The organism is Pseudomonas sp. GW821-FHT02C04, assembly GCF_059421845.1.
This window is the reverse complement of the sequence record NZ_JBWKVT010000006.1, coordinates 236,388-259,674: the sequence shown is the minus strand read 5'-3', so window position 1 is coordinate 259,674 and position 23,287 is coordinate 236,388. Positions and strand designations below refer to the sequence as shown.

17 protein-coding genes are annotated in these 23,287 nt (G+C 60.5%); 8 read left to right on the top strand and 9 right to left on the bottom strand.

The window, feature by feature from the left end; translation table 11 throughout:
* Positions 1-15: 15 nt before the first annotated feature.
* From AC07VV_RS21965 to AC07VV_RS21955, 3 genes are read left to right on the top strand one after another with little or no spacing between them, the layout of a single operon-like run.
* Positions 16-924, top strand: coding sequence for an ABC transporter permease (locus AC07VV_RS21965; RefSeq protein WP_007960163.1), 909 nt, complete (start codon positions 16-18; stop codon positions 922-924).
* The gene (locus AC07VV_RS21960; RefSeq protein ID WP_064599073.1) at positions 921-1,769 is read left to right on the top strand and encodes an ABC transporter permease; all 849 of its coding nucleotides are present in this window, start codon (positions 921-923) and stop codon (positions 1,767-1,769) included. Before AC07VV_RS21965 ends, AC07VV_RS21960 begins: the two co-directional genes overlap by 4 nt.
* Positions 1,770-1,783: 14 nt before the next feature.
* The gene (locus AC07VV_RS21955; RefSeq protein ID WP_457379456.1) at positions 1,784-2,839 is read left to right on the top strand and encodes an ABC transporter ATP-binding protein; all 1,056 of its coding nucleotides are present in this window, start codon (positions 1,784-1,786) and stop codon (positions 2,837-2,839) included.
* Here the strand turns inward: AC07VV_RS21955 and AC07VV_RS21950 are convergent, their stop codons facing one another.
* Complete coding sequence (locus AC07VV_RS21950; RefSeq protein WP_495037458.1) at positions 2,840-3,769, bottom strand: AraC family transcriptional regulator; 930 nt, start codon at positions 3,767-3,769, stop codon at positions 2,840-2,842.
* A 335-nt stretch (positions 3,770-4,104) separates the two neighbouring features.
* Here AC07VV_RS21950 and AC07VV_RS21945 point away from each other — a divergent pair, with 335 nt between their 5' ends.
* Positions 4,105-4,458, top strand: coding sequence for a putative quinol monooxygenase (locus AC07VV_RS21945; protein WP_085709576.1), 354 nt, complete (start codon positions 4,105-4,107; stop codon positions 4,456-4,458).
* A 43-nt stretch (positions 4,459-4,501) separates the two neighbouring features.
* A complete protein-coding gene (locus tag AC07VV_RS21940) occupies positions 4,502-4,744 on the top strand; it encodes a hypothetical protein (RefSeq protein WP_096818378.1) in 243 nt (80 codons plus the stop codon).
* A gap of 6 nt (positions 4,745-4,750) precedes the next feature.
* Here the strand turns inward: AC07VV_RS21940 and AC07VV_RS21935 are convergent, their stop codons facing one another.
* Entirely contained in the window at positions 4,751-5,380 is a 630-nt protein-coding gene (locus tag AC07VV_RS21935; RefSeq protein WP_114885139.1) for a flavin reductase family protein, read from the bottom strand.
* A gap of 154 nt (positions 5,381-5,534) precedes the next feature.
* Positions 5,535-5,852, bottom strand: a complete 318-nt coding sequence (locus tag AC07VV_RS21930; RefSeq protein WP_085730226.1) for a hypothetical protein — start codon at positions 5,850-5,852, stop codon at positions 5,535-5,537.
* A 348-nt stretch (positions 5,853-6,200) separates the two neighbouring features.
* Between AC07VV_RS21930 and AC07VV_RS21925 the strand changes: the two genes are divergently transcribed.
* Positions 6,201-6,959 (top strand): COG4705 family protein, encoded by a 759-nt coding sequence (locus AC07VV_RS21925; RefSeq protein ID WP_192558855.1) that lies wholly within the window; start codon positions 6,201-6,203, stop codon positions 6,957-6,959.
* Between the two features lie 62 nt (positions 6,960-7,021).
* On the opposite strand, the gene AC07VV_RS21920 is transcribed toward AC07VV_RS21925, so the two are convergent.
* From AC07VV_RS21920 to AC07VV_RS21895, 6 genes are all read right to left on the bottom strand, one after another.
* Positions 7,022-8,341, bottom strand: a complete 1,320-nt coding sequence (locus AC07VV_RS21920; protein WP_495037457.1) for an MFS transporter — start codon at positions 8,339-8,341, stop codon at positions 7,022-7,024.
* Between the two features lie 316 nt (positions 8,342-8,657).
* Complete coding sequence (locus AC07VV_RS21915) at positions 8,658-9,986, bottom strand: sigma-54-dependent transcriptional regulator (RefSeq protein WP_221533569.1); 1,329 nt, start codon at positions 9,984-9,986, stop codon at positions 8,658-8,660.
* Positions 9,986-11,746: a sensor histidine kinase gene (locus tag AC07VV_RS21910; protein WP_495037456.1), complete on the bottom strand. Its 1,761-nt coding sequence runs from the start codon at positions 11,744-11,746 to the stop codon at positions 9,986-9,988. The genes AC07VV_RS21915 and AC07VV_RS21910 overlap by 1 nt, the downstream gene beginning before the upstream one ends.
* 130 nt (positions 11,747-11,876) lie before the next feature.
* Positions 11,877-14,648 (bottom strand): RHS repeat domain-containing protein, encoded by a 2,772-nt coding sequence (locus AC07VV_RS21905; protein WP_495037455.1) that lies wholly within the window; start codon positions 14,646-14,648, stop codon positions 11,877-11,879.
* Positions 14,648-19,105 (bottom strand): SpvB/TcaC N-terminal domain-containing protein, encoded by a 4,458-nt coding sequence (locus tag AC07VV_RS21900; RefSeq protein ID WP_495037454.1) that lies wholly within the window; start codon positions 19,103-19,105, stop codon positions 14,648-14,650. The genes AC07VV_RS21905 and AC07VV_RS21900 overlap by 1 nt, the downstream gene beginning before the upstream one ends.
* 164 nt (positions 19,106-19,269) lie before the next feature.
* Positions 19,270-20,793 carry a fumarate hydratase gene (locus tag AC07VV_RS21895; RefSeq protein ID WP_003205127.1) on the bottom strand — a complete coding sequence of 508 codons (1,524 nt, stop codon included), beginning with the start codon at positions 20,791-20,793 and terminating at the stop codon, positions 19,270-19,272.
* 441 nt (positions 20,794-21,234) lie between these two features.
* Between AC07VV_RS21895 and AC07VV_RS21890 the strand changes: the two genes are divergently transcribed.
* Positions 21,235-22,341: a GGDEF domain-containing protein gene (locus AC07VV_RS21890; protein ID WP_249490632.1), complete on the top strand. Its 1,107-nt coding sequence runs from the start codon at positions 21,235-21,237 to the stop codon at positions 22,339-22,341.
* Complete coding sequence (locus AC07VV_RS21885) at positions 22,334-23,269, top strand: iron-sulfur-binding ferredoxin reductase (protein ID WP_495037453.1); 936 nt, start codon at positions 22,334-22,336, stop codon at positions 23,267-23,269. The genes AC07VV_RS21890 and AC07VV_RS21885 overlap by 8 nt, the downstream gene beginning before the upstream one ends.
* The last annotated feature ends 18 nt before the right edge of the window (positions 23,270-23,287 follow it).

Genomic DNA, 23,287 nt, shown 5'->3' with positions numbered 1-23,287 from the left:
GACGAGATCATTGCTATGGAACATCAATCCCTGACCCAACCGGTCGGCGCGGGTGACGTGCGCCCGGCGCGCGGTGTTTCGCCGACTGCACGGGCGTGGTTTTTCCTCACGCCGTCGATGCTGTTTCTCGGTGTGCTGATTGCCGCCAGCCTTTTGGTGTTGCGCATGAGCGTCGGCACCAAGGGCGCGGAGTGGTCCGGTTTCAGCCTGGCCAGTTACGCCCAGTTGCTCGAACCCTACTACCTCAAATCGCTGCTGCTGACCTTGCGTCTGGCGCTGATCAGCGCGGTGATCGCGGTGGTGCTGGCGATCCCGGTGGCGTACACCATGTCTCGGCTGACGTCGCCGTTCGTGCGGCGGATTTTTCTGGCGGCGGTGCTGTTGCCGTTGCTGGTCAATCTGCTGCTGCAAAGCTACGGCTGGCTGGTGATTCTCGGCCCCGGCGGCATGCTCAACCAGACGCTGATGGGTCTCGGTCTGATCAAACGCCCGATCATGTTGCTGTACAACCAGAACGGCGTGCTGATGGGCCTGGTGCAGACCGCGTTTCCGTTGGCCGTGCTGCCGATTGCCAGCGCCATGCGCGGTGTCGCCCGCAGCTACGAAGAAGCCGCCGCGACGCTGGGCGCCAGTCGTTTCCAAGTGTTCCGTCAGGTGGTGTTGCCGATGAGTCTGCCGGGGATCATCACCGGCGCGACCCTGGTGTTCGCCTACAACGCCAGCAGCTTCGTGGTGCCGCTGTTGCTCGGTGGCCGTCGCGTGCCGATGCTCGCGGTGATGGTGCATGACCAGATTGCCCCGCTGATGAACTGGCCCGCTGCGTCCGCTGCTGGCGTGGTGCTGATCGTCACCACACTGGCGATCATGACCTTGTCCGAATACATCACCGGCCGCCGTCGCCGTCTGCTGGAGGCTTCGCAATGAGTGCCCTGATCAAGAAGCGTCAGTCGCTGTTGCCGGGCGACACCGGCAAGTTCGCCGGCATTCTTTCCGGGATCATTTTGTTCCTGGCAGTGTTGCCGATCCTGACCATGATCGTGATGTCGTTCAGCGGTGCGTCGAACCTCGACTTCCCGCCGAGCAGCTACAGCCTGCAATGGTACAAGGCGGCGTGGCACACCTTTGTGTCGCCGGACGCCAGCGATGTTCTGAGCCTCGGCCAGGCCATGGGCACCAGTTTGCTGGTGGCGTGCCTGACGATGATTTTCGCCACGCTGATCGCGGTGCCGGCGGCCTACGCGCTGACTCGTTGCGAGTTCCGTGGCAAGGGCGTGGCGCTGCAACTGATGTCGCTGCCGCTGGTGTTCCCGATGGTGGTGCTGGGGCTGGCCTTGCTACTGGTATTCGACAGCCTGCCGTTCCACATGACCACCTCGCGGCTGGTGATTGCCCACGTGATTCTGGCGCTGCCGTTCGTGGTGAAGAACTGCACGGCGGCCATGCTTTCCATCGGCAGCGAAGTCGAAGAAGCCGCGCAGATGCTCGGCGCTTCGCCGCTGCGGGCCATTGTCGACGTGGTGGTGCCGTTGATGAAATCGGGGATTCTGGCGGGGATGTTGCTGGCGTTCATCGTCTCGTTCAACGAATTCACCGTGACCTATTTCCTCTACACCATCGACGTCATGACCGTGCCGATCTGGATGTACAGCCGCACCGTGTCATCGCTCGACCCTACCGTGTTCTCGTTTGCCGTGCTGATCGTGCTGATCGACTTCGTCCTGATCTGGGCGCTGGAGAAGCTGGTGGGCGAGGGTGGCGTTTCCTTCTGATTTTGAGGTGAGTTATGTCTGGTCTGATTCTGGAAAACGTCGAGAAACATTACGGCTCGGCCTGCGCGGTAAAAGACGTCAACCTGCATTTGCCCGAGGGCAAACTGGTGTGTTTCCTCGGCCCGTCGGGCTGCGGCAAGACCACGCTGCTGCGGATGATCGCCGGGCTGGAAACCCTTACCGGCGGCGAGATCCGCCTGGACGGCGAGGACATCGGCCACACCCCGGCGCACCTGCGCAACTTCGGCATGGTGTTTCAGTCGCTGGCATTGTTCCCGCACATGACCGTGGGCGAGAACATCGCCTATCCGCTGAAACTGCGCGGTGTGAGCAAGGCTGATCAACAGGCGCGGGTGGTGGAGTTGCTGGAACTGATCCAGCTGCAAGCGATGATTGATCGCCCGGTGGCCAAGCTGTCCGGCGGCCAGCGTCAGCGGGTGGCGATTGCCCGGGCGATTGCCTCGCACCCGAAAATCCTGTTGCTCGACGAACCGCTGTCGGCGCTGGATGCCAAGCTGCGTGAGTCAATGCAGGTGGAAATCCGCCAGCTGCAACAACGCCTGAACATCACCACCATCATGGTTACCCACGATCAACGCGAGGCCATGACCATGGCTGACATCGTGGTGGTGCTGGGCGAGCATCGGGTGCAGCAGGTGGGTACGCCGATCGAAATCTACCGCCATCCGGCCAACGAGTTCGTCGCGGACTTCATCGGCTCCGGCAATATCTTCCCGGCCACGGCACTGGGCGATGGCAAGGTCGTGCTGCCGGGCGGCGATGCCCTGCAAGTGCCGATCTGCAGCAGCATCGTGGTCGGGCAGAAAGTGAAGATGTTGATTCGTCCTGAAGACCTGCAACTGTCGGCGCCCCAGGCCACGGCGGGCAATCGCCTGCTGGGCAAGGTGACGTTTGTGCGGGACATCGGAGCGACCATCGAGACTACGGTGGAATGTTCCGGGGTGACCTTCACGGCGCTGAGCACGCCGTGTCAGGGCATCGGGTTGGGGATCGGGCATCCGGTGTCGGTGACGTTGCCGAGTGAGGCGTGTCGGGTGTTGGGCGCCTGATCAGACCGTGAGTCGCAAGCGCGCCAGATCCCTTAGCGGCGGCGCGCCGAACAGGCGGCTGTACTCACGACTGAACTGCGAAGGGCTTTCATAACCCACGCGATACCCGGCCGCCGATGCCTCCAGCCCTTCAGCCAGCATCAGGCGCCGCGCCTCTTGCAGGCGCAGTTGCTTCTGATACTGCAACGGACTCATCGCCGTCATCGCTTTGAAGCGGTGATGCAAAGTCGAGACGCTGAGGTTCACTTCCTTCGCCAGATCATCAATGCGCAGCGGCTGTTCGAAGTTGCCATTGAGCCATTTGATCGCCTGGCTGATGCGGTGGCTCTGGCTGTTGGCAATGGCGATTTCGTACAGCCGATGGCCCTGTGGGCTGCGCAACAGGCGATAGAGAATTTCCCTACGGATCAGCGGAGCGAGCATGGCGATGTCTTTCGGTGTGTCGAGCAGACGGGCCAGACGCAGCACTGCATCGAGCATCGCGCTGTCGATCTTTTCCACATACAGACCGCGCCCGGTCGGCCGGGTCGGCACGCCCATCGGGCCGGCATCGGCGATCAGCGCGGTGATTTCCGCCGGGTCGATGTCCAGGCGCACGGCGAGGATCGGAGCTTCAGGCGAAACATTCACGACTCGTCCGCTCAAGGGCATCGAAACCGACACCACCAGGTAATTCAGCGGGTCGTAATTGAAGTATTCGTCCGCCAGCCGTACCTCTTTGCGCCCCTGCGCCATGATGCACAACGCCGGTTGCGCGAGCACCGGGGCGAAGTCATGGGATTGGGTGTGGCGCGACATGAACAGCGAGCCGACCGCGGTGGCATAACTGCCATCCTCGGACGTGTTGCGGCGGATGATGGCCGCCAGTTCCGCACGCTGCTTTTCCATGTCGGCATCGGGCGGCGCCTGAAAACGATCGAATGACGTCATGCACAGCCTCCTCGGCAAGGGATGGAATGGGAGCAGAGCATAAGTTTGTGCAAGCGCAAGCGGTAGACACATCCTGCGAAATGCTTGCCTGATCCTGCATGGCGTTGCCGGCCTGCCCAGACATGACAGCGCGCTTCCCGGCAAACTTGCTCGAAACCGGTGTGACAGGACGGTGACAGCAATTCACGACTTGTTACAGGCCTGAAAGACAGTCTCGCAGGATTGTGCAACGCGGCGGCAGGAATCGACTAACGGCGAACGCTGCCCGGCCCTTAACCTTGGATCCTGTCGCAGCCCGTCCCCGGCTGCCACGCGACTCCCTGGGAGGGTTGAACATGTCCAAGCAGATTCCCGTCAGTCATATGGCCTTCGTTCGAGCGCGCGCCGGCCGCTCGGCGGAACTCGGCATGCGCCTGAGCGCGCTGATCGAACCATCCCGTGCCGCCGCCGGTTGCCTGAGCTTTTCCTTGCAGCATTCGCAGTGTGATCCGGAGTTGTGGCTGGTTTCCGGTTTCTGGAATAACCAGCAATCGATGACCGCTTACTTCAGCAGCCCGTCGATGGAAGTCTTTGCCGAGCTGGTGCAGGACCTGGTGGTCAACAGTCTGGATTTCCACACGTTTAAAGACGTGTCGGCAGCGCAGGCGCTGGGTCAAAGTTGCGCGCCGATACACAAACTCGCCGGTTGAGGGTTTAATGGCCAGCCTATTTGACTGAGCCAGGACCTGCGACATGGCACGTAAAGAGTTCGAACACTTCGAAGCGGTTTCCGCTGTAGTCCCCGTCGAGTTGGGCAGCAACAAGGGTTATCACGCGGCAATCGCGGTCAAGGCCCTGGTCGACGGCGGTGCGCCACGCTTTCACAAACTGTTGAATGATCAGGTCTTCCCTGGTGCAATTGCCGCCGATGAAGCGGCCATCAATGAGCTGGACAAGCTCAAGGGCGTCACTGATGACGCCGAGCTGATCTGGTAACCGCGTTTACTTGACGGCGCCCGGGCGCCACATCTTGAACAATGCCTCCGGCCCCAGCTGGAAGTAATCCGCCGGCCCGCCGCCGCGCAGAATCGGTTCGGCGGCGGCGGTGTCGTATATCCCGTCTTTCAACAGCCATTTGGCAATGTGCACGGCGACCACTTCGCCAAGCACCAGCCAGCTCGGAACCGTCTCGCCGTCGGCGCGCTGCAACTGAATGATCTGCGTGACCTTACACTCGAAGGACACCGGGCTTTCGGCCACGCGCGGCACGGCAATCACCTTCGACGCCACGGGCGTCAGCCCTGCCAGTTCGAACTCGTTGACCTCGGGCGCGACGGCTGCGCAGCTCTGGTTCATCTGCTCGGCCAGCGGCCGGGTCGCGAGGTTCCAGACGAATTCACCGGTCTGCTCGATGTTGTTCAGGCTGTCTTTGCGCCCGACGCTGGAGAACCCGATGATCGGCGGAATGTAGTTGAACGCGTTGAAAAAGCTGTAGGGCGCCAGGTTCAGCTTGCCCTCGGCATCCTGCGAAGAAATCCAGCCGATAGGACGCGGACCGACGATCGCGTTGAACGGATCGTGCGGCAGGCCGTGGCCGTTGGCCGGTTCGTAGAAATGGATGTCATCGGGCATGGCGAGGTGTTCCTGAAGGCTTTTATAAGCGGCCAATAGTGCAAGTCCGATCCACGAAGATCAAATGCGGGCTTGCGCCGGTTGTGTAGTTTTCAAACCTGTAGACATGAACAAGCCCGGCAATGGCCGGGCTTTGGTGTCTGCATCCTGCCGATCAGCTAATGGCTGCGGCGGTACCGGTTTTATCGAAACCGTCAGCAGCGATGGCAGCGGCGGTGCCGGTTTTATCGAAGCCGTCGGCAGCGATGGCAGCAGCAGTGCCAGTCTTGTCGAAGCCATCGGCAGCAACCGCTTTGCCAACGTTGGTTTTATCGAAACCATCTGCAGCGTAGGCGCCCGAGTGGCTGGTTTCGATAGCGGCGCTGGCGCCAGAAATGAAATCGGCGGATTTGGTTTTGTCCGAGCCATCGGCGGCGAAGGTGTTGGCGGCCAGTACGGACAGGGTCAGGGCGAGGATCAGTTTGGTTTTCATGGTCGTTCTCCAGATTCGAAATTTGTTGGCGATGTGTTTCGCATGGGGTTCATGCTACGCCAACTAAATTGATTAAAAAGCGCAAAATAATGCTAAAAACAATCGATTAACTTGATATTAAGGGCGACGCATTCAATTCGCTTTCGTCGTCGGAGCGAGCGTCGCGCAGGTCATCGATCAGGTAGGTGCAGGATGCGGCAGGGGCATTAACCGGTGATTAATCGCCGCTTTTGGCTTGTGTGACAGATTTTTCATACATTCCCGACCGGTTTTTCACCCTCGTAACGCCAGTCTGCCGGCGGCCAGAAAACCAAGAACCGGCCGTCACACACTGGAGCTTTACCTGCAATGAACAAACTGCCTCAAATCACCCTGGCCTTCTGGGTCATGAAAATCTGCGCGACGACCCTGGGGGAAACCGCGGGGGATTTGCTGTCGATGACCCTGAACGTCGGCTACGCCATGAGCTCGCTGATCCTGATCAGCGTGTTCGTCCTGACGCTGATCACGCAGCTGATGTCCAAGACTTACAAGCCGCTGCTGTACTGGATCGTGATCCTGTCGACCAGCACCGCCGGCACCACCATGTCCGACTTCATGGACCGCACGCTGGAGCTGGGTTACGCCACAGGTTCGATGATCCTGATCGCGATCCTGCTGGCAATTTTCGCGGCGTGGCGCCTGAGCGGCGATTCGCTCAACGTCACCAAGGTGCAGAGTTTTCGCGGCGAGATGTTCTACTGGATGGCGATCCTGTTCTCCAACACCCTGGGCACCGCGCTCGGCGATTACCTGGCGGACGACTCGGGTCTGGGCTTTGCCGGTGGTGCGCTGTTGATCGGCTCGGCGATTGCGGTGGTCGTACTGCTCAAGTACTTCACGAAGATTTCGGCGGTGGCGCTGTTCTGGGTGGCGTTCGTGCTGACCCGGCCGTTTGGCGCGACCCTGGGCGACTTGATGACCAAGTCCCACGAAAAGGGCGGACTGGACTTCGGCACCATCGGTTCGTCGGCGGTGCTGGCGGGGATTCTGCTGGTGATGATCGTGGGCGCGTCTTATGCGCAGAAGCGCTATGGCGGCAAACAGGGCGTTGCCGAGTTGTCCTGATCGAGCAATCGGGCTGAAACAAACGCGCGAAGGTCTTGCACCTTCGCGCGTTTTTTTTGCGATCAGTCAGTGACGATACGCGAATGTTTCTGGGTGTCTTTCATGGTGATGTACACCAGTAGGGACACCGCGATGCACGCGGTCACGTACCAGTAGTAACCGGTTTCCATGCCGATGCTCTTGAACCACAGCGCGATGTATTCGGCGGTGCCGCCGAAGATCGACACGGTCAGTGCGTACGGCAGGCCGACGCCCAGGGCGCGGATTTCGGTCGGGAACAGCTCGGCCTTCACCACGGCGTTGATCGAGGTGTAACCGCTTACGATGATCAGCGCCGCCATGATCAGGAAGAACGCACCCCACCAGGTCTGGATGGTGTGCAGGGTCATCAGGATCGGCACGGTGAAGATCGTACCGAGCACGCCGAAGGCGATCAGGATCGGACGACGACCGATCTTGTCGGACAGGCCGCCGATGATCGGTTGCAGGCACATGAACAGGAACAGCGTCGCTGCGGAAATGGTGGTGGAGTCGGAGATGCTCATGCCGACGGTGTTCACCAGGTATTTCTGCATGTAGGTGGTGTAGGTGTAGAACGCCAGCGTACCGCCCATGGTCAGGCCGACCACGGTGAGCAGTTCCTTCGGATGGCGCATCAAGGTGCGCATGGCGCTTTCCTTGGACTTCTCTTTCTTGGTGAACGACTCGGTTTCTTCCATGCCGCGACGCAGGTACAACGCAACCACCGCACACAGCGCGCCGATGGCGAACGGGATGCGCCAGCCCCAGGCGTACAGCTGTTCAGTGGTCAGCATGTTCTGCAGCACGATCAACACGCCCAGCGCGATGAGCTGGCCGGAGATCAGGGTCACGTACTGGAAGCTGGAGAAGAAGCCGCGACGTTCCTTGGTCGCCATCTCAGACAGGTAAGTGGCGGAGGTACCGTATTCGCCACCGACCGACAGGCCTTGCAGCAGACGGGCGAACACCAGCAGGATCGGCGCGCCGATGCCGATGGTTTCGTAGTTCGGGCTCAGGGCGATCAGCAGGGAGCCGAAGCACATCAGGTACACCGAGGCCATCAGCGCTTTTTTACGTCCGACCTTGTCGGCGTACAGGCCCATCAGCCAGCCACCGATCGGGCGCATCAGAAAGCCCACGGCGAAGATCGCGGCGGTGTTCATCAATTGGGCGGTGGTGGAACCGGCGGGGAAAAAGGTCTTGGCGAAGTACAGCGAGAAGGCGGCGTAGACGTACCAGTCATACCACTCGACCATGTTGCCGACGGAACCGCTGAAGATCGACTTGATGCGACTGGCGGTGGTTCGTTCTTTGACCGGCACGGCAGCCGACCCAAGAGGCAGGGCGTTGGAGTTATCCATTGAAGGATCCTTCGTTTAATTGTTTTTGTGGAGCGCGTTGAAACGCAGCCTGCGAGGGCTATAGCAGGAGCTGTGCCAACGGGGGGAGGGCCGGTTTAGAGGGGGTGGGGAGATGGGGTGAGCGGTATTTTGCCGATAGGAAGTTGGCGATGAGCGGATTTCCGCCTATCTGATCGTTGATCTGATCGTTCCCACGCTCTGCGTGGGAATGCCTCAATGGACGCTCTGCGTCCGCTTTGGGACGCAGAGCGTCCCGGGCTGCATTCCCACGCGGACGGTTCGACGCCTCGACGTGGGAACGATCAATGAAGGGCGATCAGTCGGGTACGAACATCTCCCGGGTCAGACCATGCCGCTGCATCTTTTCATTAAACGTGCGACGCGGCAGTTGCAACTCCTCCAGAACCGCTTTCACATCCCCCTTGTGCCGTGTCAACGCCGCCCGCAAACACTGCGCCTCAAACGCCTCCTGCTGCGCCGCCAGCGACTGCCCCGGATCAATCCCCTGCACCGGTTCATCCAGTCCCAGCACCTGCCGCTCGGCGACATTCGCCAACTCCCGCACATTACCCGGCCAGTCATGACTCAGCAGGTGGCTCAATTGCGCACCACTGAGCGGCGGGAAGGTCCGGCCCAGTCGTTGGGCGGCACTCTGTGCGAAGGATTCGAACAACAACGGAATGTCTTCCCGCCGATCACGCAACGGCGGCAGTCGCAGTTCCGCAACGTTCAGGCGATACGCCAGGTCCTCGCGAAAACGCCCGGCCCGCGCTTCATCCAAAAGATCGGGTTTGGTCGCCGCGACGATCCGCAAGTCCACGCGAATACTCTGGTTCGACCCCAGCCGCTCCAGCTTCTGTTCCTGCAACACCCGCAGCAGTTTTACCTGCTGGGCCAGCGGCATGCTTTCGATTTCATCGAGAAACAGCGTGCCGCCATCGGCGTATTCCAGCTTGCCGATGCGCTTGCCGGAGGCCCCGGTGAACGCGCCGCTCTCATGCCCGAACAACTCGGCTTCGAACAACTGCTCGGGGATCGCCGCGCAGTTCAGCGCCACAAACGGCTTGTCGGCGCGTGGGCCGAAGTCGTGCAGGCAGCGGGCGACCAGTTCCTTGCCGCTGCCGGTCTCGCCACGGATCAGCACGTTGACCGGCAGCGTCGCCAAGTCCAGCACCTGTCGGCGCAAGGTCTGCAAGCCACGGGACACACCGAGCAACGTTGCATCGAGTCTGGCGCGGTTGTCGGCCTGTTCGTGCAGGGCGCGGTTTTCCAGCACCAGTCGGCGCTTGTCCAGCGCCCGGCGCAGGCTGCCGAGCAAGGTTTCGGGGCTGAAGGGTTTTTCCAGAAAGTCGTAAGCGCCATCGCGCATCGCTTCGACCGCCATCGGCACGTCGCCGTGGCCGGTCAGCAGAATCACCGGCAGGTCGGCATCCCGGCGCTGCACCTCGGCCAGCAGTTCAAGACCGCTGAGGCCGGGCATGCGCACATCGCTGACAATCACCCCGGCAAAATGCGCGGGCAGCGCCGCCAGGCATTCCTCGGCGCGGCTGAACAGCTGCACCTCGAACCCGGACAGGCTCAGCCATTGCTCGACGGCACTGCGAATGCTGCTTTCGTCATCGACCACCATCACCGCATTGAGCATCAGATGTGCGCCTCCAGATCGATCGGCAGGGTCAGGCTGAACACTGCGCCGTTGTCGCCATTGTCGGCGCTCAGGCGCCCGCCGGATTCGTGGACGATGGCAAACGACACCGCCAGCCCCAGACCGAGGCCGTCTCCCACCGGTTTAGTGGTGAAGAACGGATCGAATACCTGACCCAGATGTTCTTCGGCAATGCCGCCGCCATTGTCGATGACACTCAGGCGCCACAGTTGCTCGTCGGCTTCCAGACGGATTTCCAGACGCTTGCAAGGCTTGCCCTGCATCGCATCGAGGGCGTTGCGCAGCAAGTTGATCAGCACCTGTTCGAGACGGATCGCATCGCCGCGCACCCAGGCCGGACGCGTCAGATGCAACACAAGGCTGACCTGTTCGTCGCGCATTCTCGCATCCAGCAATTGCAGGGCCTGATCGACCACTGTCGCCAGATCCAGCCGCTCGCGCAAACCGCTGGGGCTCTTGCGGGCGAAGGTTTTCAAATGACCGGTCAGGGCCGCCATGCGCGTGAGCATTTCATCGACCGGTTTGAGCGCCTTGTAGGCGTCATCGACGCGGCCATGATCGAGCAGCAGGCGCAAGGTCGCCAGTTGCATGCGCTGGGCGGTCAGCGGCTGATTGATTTCGTGGGCCAGCGCCGCCGACATCTGCCCCAGTGCCGCGAGTTTCGCCGACTGCACCAGACCGTCCTGGGCAGTGCGCAAGTCGCGGGTACGTTCCTCGACCAATTGCTCAAGCTCTTCGCGGCTACGCTGGCGCATCTTCGCCAGACGCCAGCGCTGGTTGAGGAACAGCAACAGGAACACCAACGCCAGCCACACTCCGGCAGCGGCGAGCCCGGCATTGCGCTGGTCTTCGAAGGACAGTTGCGGGCGTCGCAGCAGGTGCAGAGTCCAGCCTTCGGCGGTCAGCGGCAGGGATTCCCACAGGTAATCCGCCGTGCCCTGCGGACCCTCGACACGGCGCAGGTCACTGTTGTCGTCGAAGCGACGCAGCGACAGGTGAGTCAGCGGTACCAGCGACTGTTTATCGTATTGGCGAGTGGCCTTGATCTCTTTGTAATCGGCCGGGCTCAGCGGGTGCAGGAGGCGATAGCGCCAGTCGGGCTGGTTGGCGATGAAAATGATCCCCCGCGCGTCACTGACCAGCAGGGTGTCGCTGCCCTGGCTCCATTCGCGTTCGAGTTCGGGGAATTCGAGCTTGACCACCATCGCCCCGAGGAACTCGTCGTTGTCGCCGAGCACCGCGCTGGACAGGAAATAACCGGGAATCCCGCTGGTCACGCCGACCGCGTAGAAACGCCCGGTGCCCTGGGTGCGGGTCTGGCTGAAGTAGGGACGAAAGCCATAGTTGTGACCGACATAACTGCTGGGCAGACGCCAGTTGCTGGCCGCCACCGCAAGGCCCGTATGATCGAGCAGTTCCAGCGTCGAGGATTGCGCGGCACCGTTGATCTTTTCCAGCTTCAGATTCAGCGCAGCCTGCTGTTCGGCATCGACTGGACCTGCCAGTGCCGTACGCAATTGCGGGTCCAGTGCCAGCACGGCGGGCAGGGCGCGATAGCGGTCGATCAGGGTGTGCAGTGAATTGGCGTACAGCGCCAGCTGCTGGTTGGCCCGCGCGGCGTCTTCTTCCAGCGCCTGGCGCTCGGCATGGCGGATCGCAAGCGTTGCAGCAAGGGCGGCACCGGCGATGATCAGCAGGGTATACAACGACAGACGCAGGGTACGGGAAGTCGGCAGCATGCTGGGGCGAACAGAGAGTCGATCGGGCGGGCACGATACCATGAGGCCCGCTTGTCCTTCTCGCTTGTCGTACTGGCTGCTTTGGCACCTGACATCGCTGCACTGCTGCCACTCGCAGGTTTCCAATGGTTCAACCGTTGCCCTTGGCCCTTTGTGCCTGACGCATCAAGAACTGATTGTCCGTAGTGCTCATCTCCCGATAATGATTCAAAAGCTGCCGGGTGTGGCGGATTGCGATCCGAGTCAGTTCGTGCCGGCTCTGCAATCCCTTGCGGGTGATTGGTGCAAGCGCTTCTGGTGAAGTCATGTGGTTGGTATTGGATAGAAATTCCCTCGGATAGACAGCATCGGCGCCCAATGCATCGAAAGCATTTTGTGTCCACCCCCAGCGTTGCTCTTCGATGGTTTCCCACTCATTGATCGTGTCGAGAATCTTGTCGATCTTGTGATGAGTCAGACCGCTTTTGATGTCTTCAGCTTCTATTGCTCGACCGAACATGGATATGGCCGCCGGGATGATCGAGATCCAGGTTGACATCATTCGGTTCATTACGAATTCGGAGTTGAGTACCGAATTGAGTGCAGGGTTGACTACCTGGCTCATCGCTTTTTTCCATTTGTATTTCACGTCCGGTGCAGGGGCGGACAGGCCCAGTTTCTCGTCAATCGCATCAATGGAAATTTTAGATGTCTGCGGGATCAGCGATCCGATAAGGCGAGTTCGCTTCGTTACAGGCGAATCCATTTTCGCGGATAAATCTCCCCCGAGATTGCTGCCGAGTAGCCCTTCCGGCGTGGCGAACTGAATTGAAGACGTTTCCGGTAGCGCCATACCTGAGATCTCGGTACCCAGAGCGCCGGCTTCATAACCTAAGACTCCTCTTGCGGTCTCCCCGATGAGGTTGCCAAGCAGATTCCTGGTGATGTTCGATTTATGGAGGATGTCGTGCATCTGATTCAGTGTCTGTGAAGCATTCGCGCTCAAGCTGGAAATGAAATTGGAGTAGTTGTAGATAACGGACTCTTCCCTGCTGGCACCGTTCGGGTCGACGAAACGCATTGGACAGTTCCCGACAAACGCATACCGGTTCAGCCCGTCCGCATCCCCGGCCGGATCGGCACTCACCCAGCGACACAGCCACGGGGCGTAATACCGGGCGCCATAGTAATAAAGCCCGGTGACATCCATTTCCTTGCCCGAATAGCGGGTGAACTTGTAGTCCGCTTCAATCTGCGAGCGGGCAGCCATCGACGCAGTACCGCCGAAGGCGTAGTAGCTTTCGCGGCTGATCACCTGCGCCCGTTGATCAATCTGCGTCACGCTCGATCCCAAGTGGTCGGAATGGGAATAACACACCTGATCAGCATCGATACCGGGTGGTTTGCCGGCGACCCAGTGCAGACACGTCACCTCGCCGACACCGGTGGCGACGGTGATCCGGTGCAATTCCTCTCCGCTGCTTTTGGTGCGGATTTCCAGGTTTCCCACGTAATGCACTTCAGCGACGTGGCTGACTGAGCGGGTGTGGGTTTCGTGGCGTTTGTAGACCCTTGCGCCCTGGCTGTATTGATACAGCTCCTGGTCCGCTGGCCCGCTGGCGTGTTCAACAAGGATCAACGATTGCAATTGATTGCGGCTGTTCCAGTTCACTGGCTGGCCGGGTTTCAGGGCCCGCAGATTGCCGGCGCGGTCGAACGACGCGCCAAAGTCCGGGGCGGGGTCGCCAGGTTTCCAGCGCACACCGCGATTGCTGGTGGAGTCGATAAACATCTCGCGGGTGTGTGTGTTGCCGTCGCGGATATGGGTCAGCTTTTTCAGGTTGTTGCCGTCGTCGTACTCGAAAGATTCGACATAATTGCGCCGGTCGTCGGGGTCGGTGGGTTGTGGCCGCCCGGGATTGTCCGCGGGCGGGGCGTCGCTGTAACTGGTGGTGCGGATCAGACGGCCCACCGAGTCATAGTTGAACGTGCGTTCACCATCGACTCTCTGGTTGTGAAAAAACGTCGGTTTGTAGGTGTGATCGATAATCCGCAGGGGGGTACCCACCCGGTCGTAGTCATATTCGAAATCCTGAACCGCCGGCTCCGAAGTCTTTTGCGCGTACTGCCGAAGCAGGCGACCGTCGGTCGCCCGGTAGTGCCAGTGGCTGGTCACACCGTTGCCGAGTCGTTGTTCGGTGATCTGTCCGGCAGCGTTGTAATCTGCGCCGTTCAAGATCGGACGGAAGCTTTGCCCCCTGAGTTGCAGCTGCACCTGAGTAAGCTGACCGGCGATGTCGTAGGTCGACTTTTGTACGTGCCCGCCAGCATCGGTGGTTTGCAATAGCGCACCGACGGCGCTGAAGGCCTGGCGGCTGGTGCAGATCTTGCCATCCGCGAAGGTGCGGATCTCTTCCAGCGACTGACCGATCATGTTGAAGCTTTTGATGTTTACCGCGCCTGATGGATCGCTCAGCGCCGTCATTTGCCCACGCAGGTTATACGCCGGGTCGGCCGAGTCATCGAGCCAGGTGAACACTTCAAAGTCCGGCACTGCGTTCTCTTTGACCGACCTCAGGCGTAACCGAATGTCGTAGGTCAGCTCCCGATGATTGCCGTTCGCATCCCATATCTGTACCGGCTCGCCGCCGAGTCCTGGCAGGCTGATGTTTTCGCCGCCGTCGAGGCTGTGCGTCTTCAGGCCCATCGCGTCCAGCCTGTGAACGGTGATGGTATTGGGCGTGGGCAAACGCGGATCCCGCTGCGCAACCATGTGGCCGGCAACGTCATATTGCTGTCGGTTGATGAGCGCTCGCACATCCTCGCCGGCAACTTTGCGCAGGTAGTCGACTTGTCTGACGGCCTCGCCGCGCGGGCCGATTACCGACATCGTCGGTGTCAGATGGTGCACGCTGGCGTTCATCACTTGACCCGTTTTCTGGGTTTTGCAGGCGTCGGTTTTTTCGCGGGCCTGGCCGGTGTCGGTTCTTCCGTGTCGTTGTAGTCGTAGCTGAGCTTGAACCATGAATGCAGAATCACGAACGCCAGATGACCGAGCGCATTGATGGTCTGTATCGGCCGCCCCAGGGCGTCGTAAGAGAGCCGGTCGTGGTGGCCGTGCTCACGCATTGCACTGTCATTGATGCAGCGATGGGTATTCAGGAAATAAGGGCGGTAGACCCGGATGGTCTCGCCCTTGTGGTTGTATTCGACACGTCCCTGAACCCGCCAGCGCTGCGTGGCCGGCATTTCGATCGGCTTGCCATCGGCACCGGTTACGAGACCGTCCTCGGGTGTGACGACAAAGGCATCGCCCGGCGGGACGAGCTGTTTGCTTTGCAGCTGGCGGCCGAAGCCGTCGACGTAGGCGAGGGTCTTCTGAATTTGTTGCAACGTATCGGTGTGATAGCGGTCGGCAACCAGCTTGAGGATGTGCACCGGTTGCCTGAGGGCCGTATGGATGAATTTGAGCAGGGTCTGTTCGCTGGTGGTGCGTTTTTTTTGCAGGTGTAGCCAACGCAGTGCCGAGGCGCGCACGTGGCCGTCGGGCAGGATCAGGCCTTTGGCGATCCATTCCTTTCTTTTAAGCCGCGCGGTTTTGAACGGGAGCAACGGCATCCAGCTGAACAGCTCGGTGCGCACCACACTGGCGGCGGATGCCAGCACAAGTTCAGGATGGGCGAGGGCATATTTGACACTCCGGTCAGACTGTGGCGGGTACTCGGACAGGGGGGCGAAACCGGCGGGCACGTCCTCTTCGGTACCATAAAAAGTGTGGACGATGGGTTGTCCATCCGCTCCGTACAGCACTTCCTGTTTGTTCTCGTTGGGATCCGTGATGCATAGCGGCTGCAGGGTGTGCGGGTCGAATTTCACTGTCGTGACGCAGCCGTCCGGCAAAATGATCTTGATGACGACCAGGTTGTCTTCATCCCGGAAGATGCTTGTCACACCATGGCTTTCGGTCTGTTGCACGTGGGTGACATGAAAAAAACCGGCAGCGTCGGCGTAGGTGAAAAAACCGCTCTGGGCTGACCACAGGTTTTCCCGTTTGTCCTCTTCCGAATCTGCGGGGAGAAACAGATTCATCGGCTTATAGCCAATCTTTCTCAGCTCGTCCCGAATAACAATCGGGACGCCGTCGTAGGCTGCCAGTGCCTTTTTATCGAACACGGCCTGCTCGAGCGGCCCCTGTCGCGGCGGAAACAGGATATTGCCATCCTCTTCCAGGTACGTTTGTGTCGAGAGCGAGGTCAGCTCGCGTGCCAGATTCCATGCGGCGCTGTCTTGATGCGCCGTGAAATCTTCGTAGCTGATTTGCGGTTCGCTCAATCCGTCCGGCAGCGTTCCCTTGGGCAGCATCAGTGCGTTACTGCGCTGGCGCCAGGGCAAACCGAGGAGCCAATGGTCGTCATTGGTCAGGTGAACAGGTTCGGCACGAATTTCTGTCAGATAAAAGGACTGTTGTTGCTCATCGTGGCTGTCTCGCCAGGCGCGTCGTTGATCTTCCTCTTCGAAGGGCGGGTCGCCAGTCACATCGCGACGGCGTGCACAGGCGACCGTGCAACCGTGTACCAGATGAGCGAACTCGTCCCATGCCATATTGACCGCGTGCTGGCAGCGCGAGTCATTCATGAAACCCTCGTATTGATGGGTGCGGTTTTCCAGTTCCAGTACCAGCAGGCTGGACTGAGTTTCGTCGACTTTGCGAACCAGGTAGCGAGACTCGCTCAGGGAAAGCAGTCCCGCAGACACAGGGGCGTCCGCCTGACGGATCTCGGTGCGAAGCAGGCGGCCGGCCAGGGCGTAGGCGATTTCGCGAGTGTCATCTGCCTTGCGCCGTTTGCGAATCCGCTCTTTACGGCGCTTGGCATCGAACGTTGAAGTGAGGGTTTGGCCCAGGGGCCTTATTTCAGGATCGAGCTGGCTGGTGTCTTTCAAGGCAATATCGACGGTTTCGCCGGTATGAAACCATTGAGTCTTGAGCATCGGCGCCGTATGGCCGCTTTCGGCCTTGCCCGGTTCCAGTTCGCTGTCGATCTGGCGGACGCGCCCGAAGCCGCGGAATTCGCGTTCGATGCCGTCGTATCGGCCTTCGAAATACTCGTAGAACTGCATCAGGTAATTGCCGGTGATTTCATCCTCTTGTCGCAACCACTGGAGCACCATCTGCGGAAACGGTAAATGACACACCGGCTTTCTGCCTGCCGCCTGTTCCCTGTTTTTTTCATCCAGCCAGAATTGCGCACTGCTGCGATATTGCAACTTCGCGTTGTAACCCATGTTGTTGTTGGATCCGGTCAACAGGTACGGCCGTGCGCTGAAGAAGTGATACACCCAGTGCTGCGGTTTCATGTGCGGCACGGTCAGCAGCAGGCTGTCGCAGCCAATGCCTTGCAGATCGGCGAAGGTCACCTGGCAGAGGTTGTCGTAGCGCACGCCTCTGGGCCATCGAACCTGGATTGGTTTCTCTGCCAGGCAATTGCCGCCGTGGTTCAACCAGATTTCGAAGTAGTCCGAAGACAGGTAAATGAAGGCCCGGGCACCGGAGCCGTCTACATTGGCGATGCGCACCCGGTCGGGATCGAACTCTCCATATTTGAACGGCAAGGCGCTCATCTGGAAACCCTGGGTAAAACGGCCATTCCCGAGACTGATCCAGCTGCGGATTTCATCATGGCGGCAGCGGCACAGCTCCATGCCACTGCCGCCCAAGCCATTCAAAGTCACCATTTCGCTTTTGGCGTCACTGAACAGTGGCAGTCGGTCCGGGGTATGGGGCACATTCTCGCCGGGAGCAAAGCCTGTTTCCCTCAAATTAGCGTACACCCGCACGCAGTTCGGTCCGACCAGCGCCAGGGAGTTCAGACCGTCACCGCTAAAGTCGCCCAATTGGGCCAACGGATGAAAGAACTCCACGGGAAACCGGCTGAACGGTTTGAACAACGACCATGTGCGATCCAGGTTGAACGTGTAATAGCCGCTGCCGCCGGGTTGTGCGACAACCCAGTCCGGGTGCCCGTCGCCGGTGATATCCATCAGAATCACCACCACCGGTTTGCTGCTGTCGGCGTTTGGAATCAGCGGCAACAAGATCCATGGGCCGTAGGTGATGGCGTCCTTGCCGGCTTTATCGCGCAAGGGCTCACGGTAATACCAGGCGTTGTCGTACTGGCAGAGAAAACCGGGCAGGCCCTCGCCATAGAGGTCGACACAATGATAGGGCTTGCCGTCGTTGAGGCCCGGCATGTGGTCGAGTGCCAGAAACGCTTGGGGGAAGAGATTGAGAATGGACGGCTCATAGAAGAGCTCAAGCGGCGGCAAGCATTTGACGTTACCGTTGGCGTCGTAACTCATGTAATGCGCGGCAGTCAGGTGGTTGTACTGGCACGGTGTGGTCCCGTGCTCCAGCCTCAGGCGTTCAACCAGTTTCGGTTCGCCACTGGTAAGGCTGAATGCCAGAATTTCCTTGCCCAGGCGCCGTGTGCCCAGCTCGAAACCGTTACGATGACTGCGAAACGGGTCGCTGCGCCGCGGCCATTTGTCTTCCGGGGCTGAATAGGACGGAACCGCCTCCCGGGTGACGCGCTCGCCGTAGTCGAAGATGATCTCGTACAGCCAGCCCCGCAGTCCCGGGTCTGAAGGCTCAAGACAATACAGACCGGTACTGGGTGTCTTGTTGCAATAACAGACCCGACGCAGATAACGCTGGGCCTGATAGTCAAAACGATCATCGGCCACTTTGTCATCGGCCTTGTATTCGTACCAGATGTTTTCGCCCACCGCGTTTCTGGTTTCTTCTGGCAGCCAGATAGCGATATGAGTCGGATCTGCCGGGTCGTAAATTCGCGCGTTTGATGAAAAGCCGTAGCAATGCTTCGCGCCGTCGGGGGTGAGGACTATCCAGTAGTCGAAACTGCCATCGACGGCGGTACAGCGCTGGTATTCGGCGAATGTCGTTTGCAGGCGAGGGATGTAGCGCACCATCAAGTATTTTTTGGCGTTCCGACCTTTACCGAGCGTACGCCTGTTGGTCTTGATCTTGCCGCGCGTTGTGAGCTCGGGCCGCAAGTCGGTGCCGTCGGCCTGCATGACATCGTCGGCTTCGTATTTCGACACACCTTTGCTGGTCTTGCGCGAGATGACGGGCAGCGACAGGTTCCAGCCGAGGCCGAACATGCCGTTACCCGCGCCGCTGCTGCAGGTCAGAGCAAGCGCTGGACTCAGCCCGCGGGTTGGTGCTGAAGGCGCTGGCACCCTCAAGGTATAGGGCTGTTCTCCGGTCGCACCCACTTGCGCCCATTCATGTCCGACAGTAGCAACGGAGGCGGTCTTGGCAATAGACGGTGGGGTGACAAGCGCATCCGCATCAAGAGCCATGGTATTGCAACCTGTAGATGTCGAGATTTCACGCTAACAGAGTGGAGTGAAACCGACACCTGTCAGATCTGACAGGTGTTTTGCCCTTCACTTTATGACAGGCGAAAAAAAAGGCCGGGCGGTCATTGCTGACCGCCCGGCCTTTTCGCTAACGGGTGAAGCGCTTACTGCACTTCAACCGCCAGGCTTTCGCTGATCTTCTGTTGCCAGATCGCAGGACCGGTGATGTGCACCGATTCACCTTTGCTGTCCACCGCGACGGTGACCGGCATGTCCTTGACCTCGAACTCGTAGATCGCTTCCATGCCCAGTTCGGCGAACGCCAGTACCTTGGACTTCTTGATCGCTTGCGCCACCAGGTAAGCAGCGCCGCCGACGGCCATCAGGTACACAGCCTTGTTGTCCTTGATCGCTTCGATCGCAGTCGGGCCGCGCTCGGACTTGCCGATCATGCCCAACAGGCCTGTCTGTTCGAGGATCTGACGGGTGAACTTGTCCATCCGCGTGGCGGTGGTCGGGCCAGCCGGGCCAACCACTTCGTCACCGACCGGATCAACCGGGCCGACGTAGTAGATGAAGCGACCTTTCAGGTCCACCGGCAGGGTTTCACCCTTGTTCAGCATCTCGACCATGCGCTTGTGCGCGGCGTCGCGACCGGTGAGCATCTTGCCGTTGAGCAGGACGGTTTCGCCCGGCTTCCAGCTCTGCACGTCTTCCGGGGTCAGGGTGTCGAGGTTGACGCGACGGGCCGACGGGCCGGCTTCCCAGACGATTTCCGGGTAGGCGTCCAGCGGTGGCGCCTCCAGCGAAGCCGGGCCGGAACCGTCGAGCACGAAGTGCGCGTGACGGGTGGCGGCGCAGTTCGGGATCATGCACACCGGCAAGGAGGCGGCGTGGGTCGGGTAATCCATGATCTTCACGTCGAGCACGGTGGTCAGGCCACCGAGGCCCTGGGCGCCGATGCCCAACTGGTTGACCTTCTCGAACAGCTCCAGACGCATTTCTTCGATGCGGTTCTGCGGGCCACGGGCTTTCAGCTCGTGAATGTCGATGGATTCCATCAACACTTCTTTCGCCATCACAGCGGCTTTCTCGGCGGTGCCGCCGATGCCGATGCCCAGCATGCCCGGTGGGCACCAGCCGGCGCCCATGGTCGGAACGGTCTTCAGCACCCAGTCGACGATCGAGTCGGATGGGTTGAGCATGGCCATTTTCGACTTGTTCTCGGAACCGCCGCCCTTGGCCGCCACGTCCACTTCCACGGTGTTGCCCGGGACGATGGAGTAGTGGATGACCGCCGGGGTGTTGTCCTTGGTGTTTTTACGAGCGCCCGCCGGGTCGGCGAGGATCGAGGCACGCAGGACGTTTTCCGGCAGGTTGTAGGCGCGGCGCACGCCTTCGTTGATCATGTCGTCCAGGCTCATGGTCGCGCCATCCCAACGCACGTCCATGCCCACACGCACGAACACGGTCACGATACCGGTGTCCTGGCAGATCGGCCGGTGGCCGGTGGCGCACATGCGCGAGTTGATCAGGATCTGCGCCATCGAGTCACGGGCCGCTGGCGATTCTTCGCGCAGGTAGGCTTCGTGCATCGCCTGGATGAAGTCCACGGGGTGGTAGTAGGAAATGAACTGCAGGGCGTCGGCAACGCTCTGAATCAGGTCGTCTTGCTTGATCACGGTCATGAGTCGCGCTCCTCTAAAAGACGGGAACATTCAATAAGGTGCCTGCGGCTTGGGTGCATCGGTCGGTCGCAGACACCTTTCAAGGCACGCCGGGGCTGCTGGCGCGACGCTAAAAAGGCGCGGCAGTATACCGCGCCTCCCGGGTGGTGACACGCGCCGGTAGTCATTCGTTGGTCGCATGGCGGGAGCCGGTCGACGTGGTCTGCAAGCGCTGCGTCCGGTTCGCTGTTTGCGGACGGCGAAGGCCGACAAAAAATCACGCGCGGCCGGTGCTTTTGGCGGGCGCTCCGGGAAGCCGGGAGGGGCGGGCTCAAGGACTTTTTTGACGCCAATTATCCGGCCCGAAAATCAATGGTCATTTATCGACTACGCCACTAAAGTGGCAGCCGGTCTGTAGAGTAGGACACTCGGTCAGCCTCTTATCGCACGGTGAGTCAACGATTGACCCATAACGCCATTCAACGTCTTTTGCTCAAACGCTTCGCCCTCGCTGCAGCCACCTATGGATTGGCCTTGCTGCTGCTGTGGCTGGCGTATTTCACCGGACACTACGAAGATTCGCTGGCAGGCGTCGCTGTCGGCAGCGCCCTGGTGGTCATCAGCCAGGCGACCCTGTTCGCGGTGTTTTTCTCAGGCGCCAACCTGCGGTTCTCCGACCCGAGCCTGACCGAAGCGCAAGTGCTGCTCGGCCTCGGCTGGCAGACATGGCTGATCGCGCATCTGGAAGAAGCGCGGGGCGAGTTCCTGGTCTTCTATGTGCTGATCCTGCTGTTCGGCCTGTTCCATTTGTCGCGCCGGGCCTTTGTGCGCTGCGCGATGCTGGTGTTCTTCAGTTTCTGCGCGATCACGCTGTGGGACGGTTACCACTTCCGTCTGCATGATCCGGCGCTGTCTGCCTTGCAGGCGTGCATCCTGTTGATCGTGCTGGCGTGGCTGGTGATTTACGCGCGTTTCGTCCAGACCTCACGGCAACGCATGCGCCAGCGCCGGTTTGCCTTGCAGGCGCATCAGGACACCCTGCGCGGGATGATGCGCCAGCTCGAAGACCTGGTGGCCACCGACGAATTGACCGGGCTGTTCAATCGCCGACATTTCCTGCGCCTGGCCACCCGCGAATTGAACGCGATGGAAGCCGACGTGGTGCACGGTCTGGCGCTGATCGACCTCGACCATTTCAAACGCATCAATGATATACACGGTCATGCGGCCGGCGATCAGGTGCTGCAAGCCTTCGCCGGAGTGGCCGGTGCCTGTCTGCGTGACGGTGATGTGCTGGCCCGTTATGGGGGTGAAGAATTCGTGGTGTTGCTGCCCGATTGCAACGCCGAGCGGCTGACCGCTTGCTGCGAACGGCTGCGCATCGCCTTCACCGACGTCGAACTGGTGGGCCTGAATGTGAAAAACCTTAGCCTGTCCGCCGGCATGACCCTGCTGGAACTGGGCGATGATCTGGACGACGCCTTGCAGCGCGCCGATCAGGCGCTGTACCGGGCCAAACGCGACGGGCGCAACCGCTGCGCAGCCGCGTGGGAGAACGTCGATGCCTGAACTGCGGGTCGGTGAACGACAGTGGTCGGTGGTCGCGGGCAGCAACCTGCTCGATGCCCTCAATCAGAACGGTGTGGCGGTGCCTTACAGCTGCCGCGCCGGCAGTTGCCATGCCTGCCTGGTGCAATGCGTGCAAGGTCTGCCTGCCGACAGTCGCCCCGATGCCTTGAGCGCCGAACAGCGTGATCAGGGCTGGCGCCTGGCCTGTCAGTGTCAGGTCATCGAAGATTTGCAGGTGCACACCTTCGATCCCGTCACCGATGGGCGCCCGGCCACGGTCGAAGCGCTGGACTGGCTCGGCGACAGCGTGCTGCGTTTGCGCCTGACACCGCAGCGGCCGTTGCGCTACAGCGCCGGCCAGCATCTGGTGCTGTGGGCCGGTCACATCGCGCGGCCGTATTCGCTGGCGAGCCTGCCGGAAGAAGACCGTTTTCTTGAATTCCACCTCGATTGCCGCGAGCCCGGCGAATTCAGCGATGCTGCGCGACGCTTGCAGATCGGCGACCCGATCCGCCTCGGTGAACTGCGCGGCGGTGCGTTGCATTACGACCCGGACTGGCACGACCGGTCGCTGTGGCTACTGGCGGCGGGCACCGGACTCGGCCCCTTGTTCGGAGTGTTGCGCGAAGCCTTGCGTCAGGATCATCGGGGCGCCATTCGCGTCATTCATCTGGCCCATGATGCCGAAGGGCATTACCTGGCCAAACCCCTTGAAGCACTGGCCGCACAGCGGGAAAACCTCAGCGTCGAATTGTGGACGGCGGCCGAGTTGCCGGCCGCTTTGGCGCAACTGCGCCTTGTTTCCCGACAAACCCTGGCTTTAGTCTGCGGTTCGACTGCCAGCGTCGACGCGTTTGCCAAGCGTCTGTTCCTGGCCGGACTGCCGCGCAATCAACTGCTGGCCGATGTCTTCCTGAGCCGTGGTTGAGCGCTGATCCTTCAGACG

What these genes read in the sequence shown, in the direction of transcription:
- AC07VV_RS21965 (WP_007960163.1), top strand. Translation starts at nt 16, where the DNA reads ATGGAACATCAATCCCTGACCCAACCGGTCGGCGCGGGTGACGTGCGC.
- AC07VV_RS21960 (WP_064599073.1), top strand. Translation starts at nt 921, where the DNA reads ATGAGTGCCCTGATCAAGAAGCGTCAGTCGCTGTTGCCGGGCGACACC.
- AC07VV_RS21955 (WP_457379456.1), top strand. Translation starts at nt 1,784, where the DNA reads ATGTCTGGTCTGATTCTGGAAAACGTCGAGAAACATTACGGCTCGGCC.
- AC07VV_RS21950 (WP_495037458.1), bottom strand. Translation starts at nt 3,769, where the DNA reads ATGACGTCATTCGATCGTTTTCAGGCGCCGCCCGATGCCGACATGGAA.
- AC07VV_RS21945 (WP_085709576.1), top strand. Translation starts at nt 4,105, where the DNA reads ATGTCCAAGCAGATTCCCGTCAGTCATATGGCCTTCGTTCGAGCGCGC.
- AC07VV_RS21940 (WP_096818378.1), top strand. Translation starts at nt 4,502, where the DNA reads ATGGCACGTAAAGAGTTCGAACACTTCGAAGCGGTTTCCGCTGTAGTC.
- AC07VV_RS21935 (WP_114885139.1), bottom strand. Translation starts at nt 5,380, where the DNA reads ATGCCCGATGACATCCATTTCTACGAACCGGCCAACGGCCACGGCCTG.
- AC07VV_RS21930 (WP_085730226.1), bottom strand. Translation starts at nt 5,852, where the DNA reads ATGAAAACCAAACTGATCCTCGCCCTGACCCTGTCCGTACTGGCCGCC.
- AC07VV_RS21925 (WP_192558855.1), top strand. Translation starts at nt 6,201, where the DNA reads ATGAACAAACTGCCTCAAATCACCCTGGCCTTCTGGGTCATGAAAATC.
- AC07VV_RS21920 (WP_495037457.1), bottom strand. Translation starts at nt 8,341, where the DNA reads ATGGATAACTCCAACGCCCTGCCTCTTGGGTCGGCTGCCGTGCCGGTC.
- AC07VV_RS21915 (WP_221533569.1), bottom strand. Translation starts at nt 9,986, where the DNA reads ATGCTCAATGCGGTGATGGTGGTCGATGACGAAAGCAGCATTCGCAGT.
- AC07VV_RS21910 (WP_495037456.1), bottom strand. Translation starts at nt 11,746, where the DNA reads ATGCTGCCGACTTCCCGTACCCTGCGTCTGTCGTTGTATACCCTGCTG.
- AC07VV_RS21905 (WP_495037455.1), bottom strand. Translation starts at nt 14,648, where the DNA reads ATGAACGCCAGCGTGCACCATCTGACACCGACGATGTCGGTAATCGGC.
- AC07VV_RS21900 (WP_495037454.1), bottom strand. Translation starts at nt 19,105, where the DNA reads ATGGCTCTTGATGCGGATGCGCTTGTCACCCCACCGTCTATTGCCAAG.
- AC07VV_RS21895 (WP_003205127.1), bottom strand. Translation starts at nt 20,793, where the DNA reads ATGACCGTGATCAAGCAAGACGACCTGATTCAGAGCGTTGCCGACGCC.
- AC07VV_RS21885 (WP_495037453.1), top strand. Translation starts at nt 22,334, where the DNA reads ATGCCTGAACTGCGGGTCGGTGAACGACAGTGGTCGGTGGTCGCGGGC.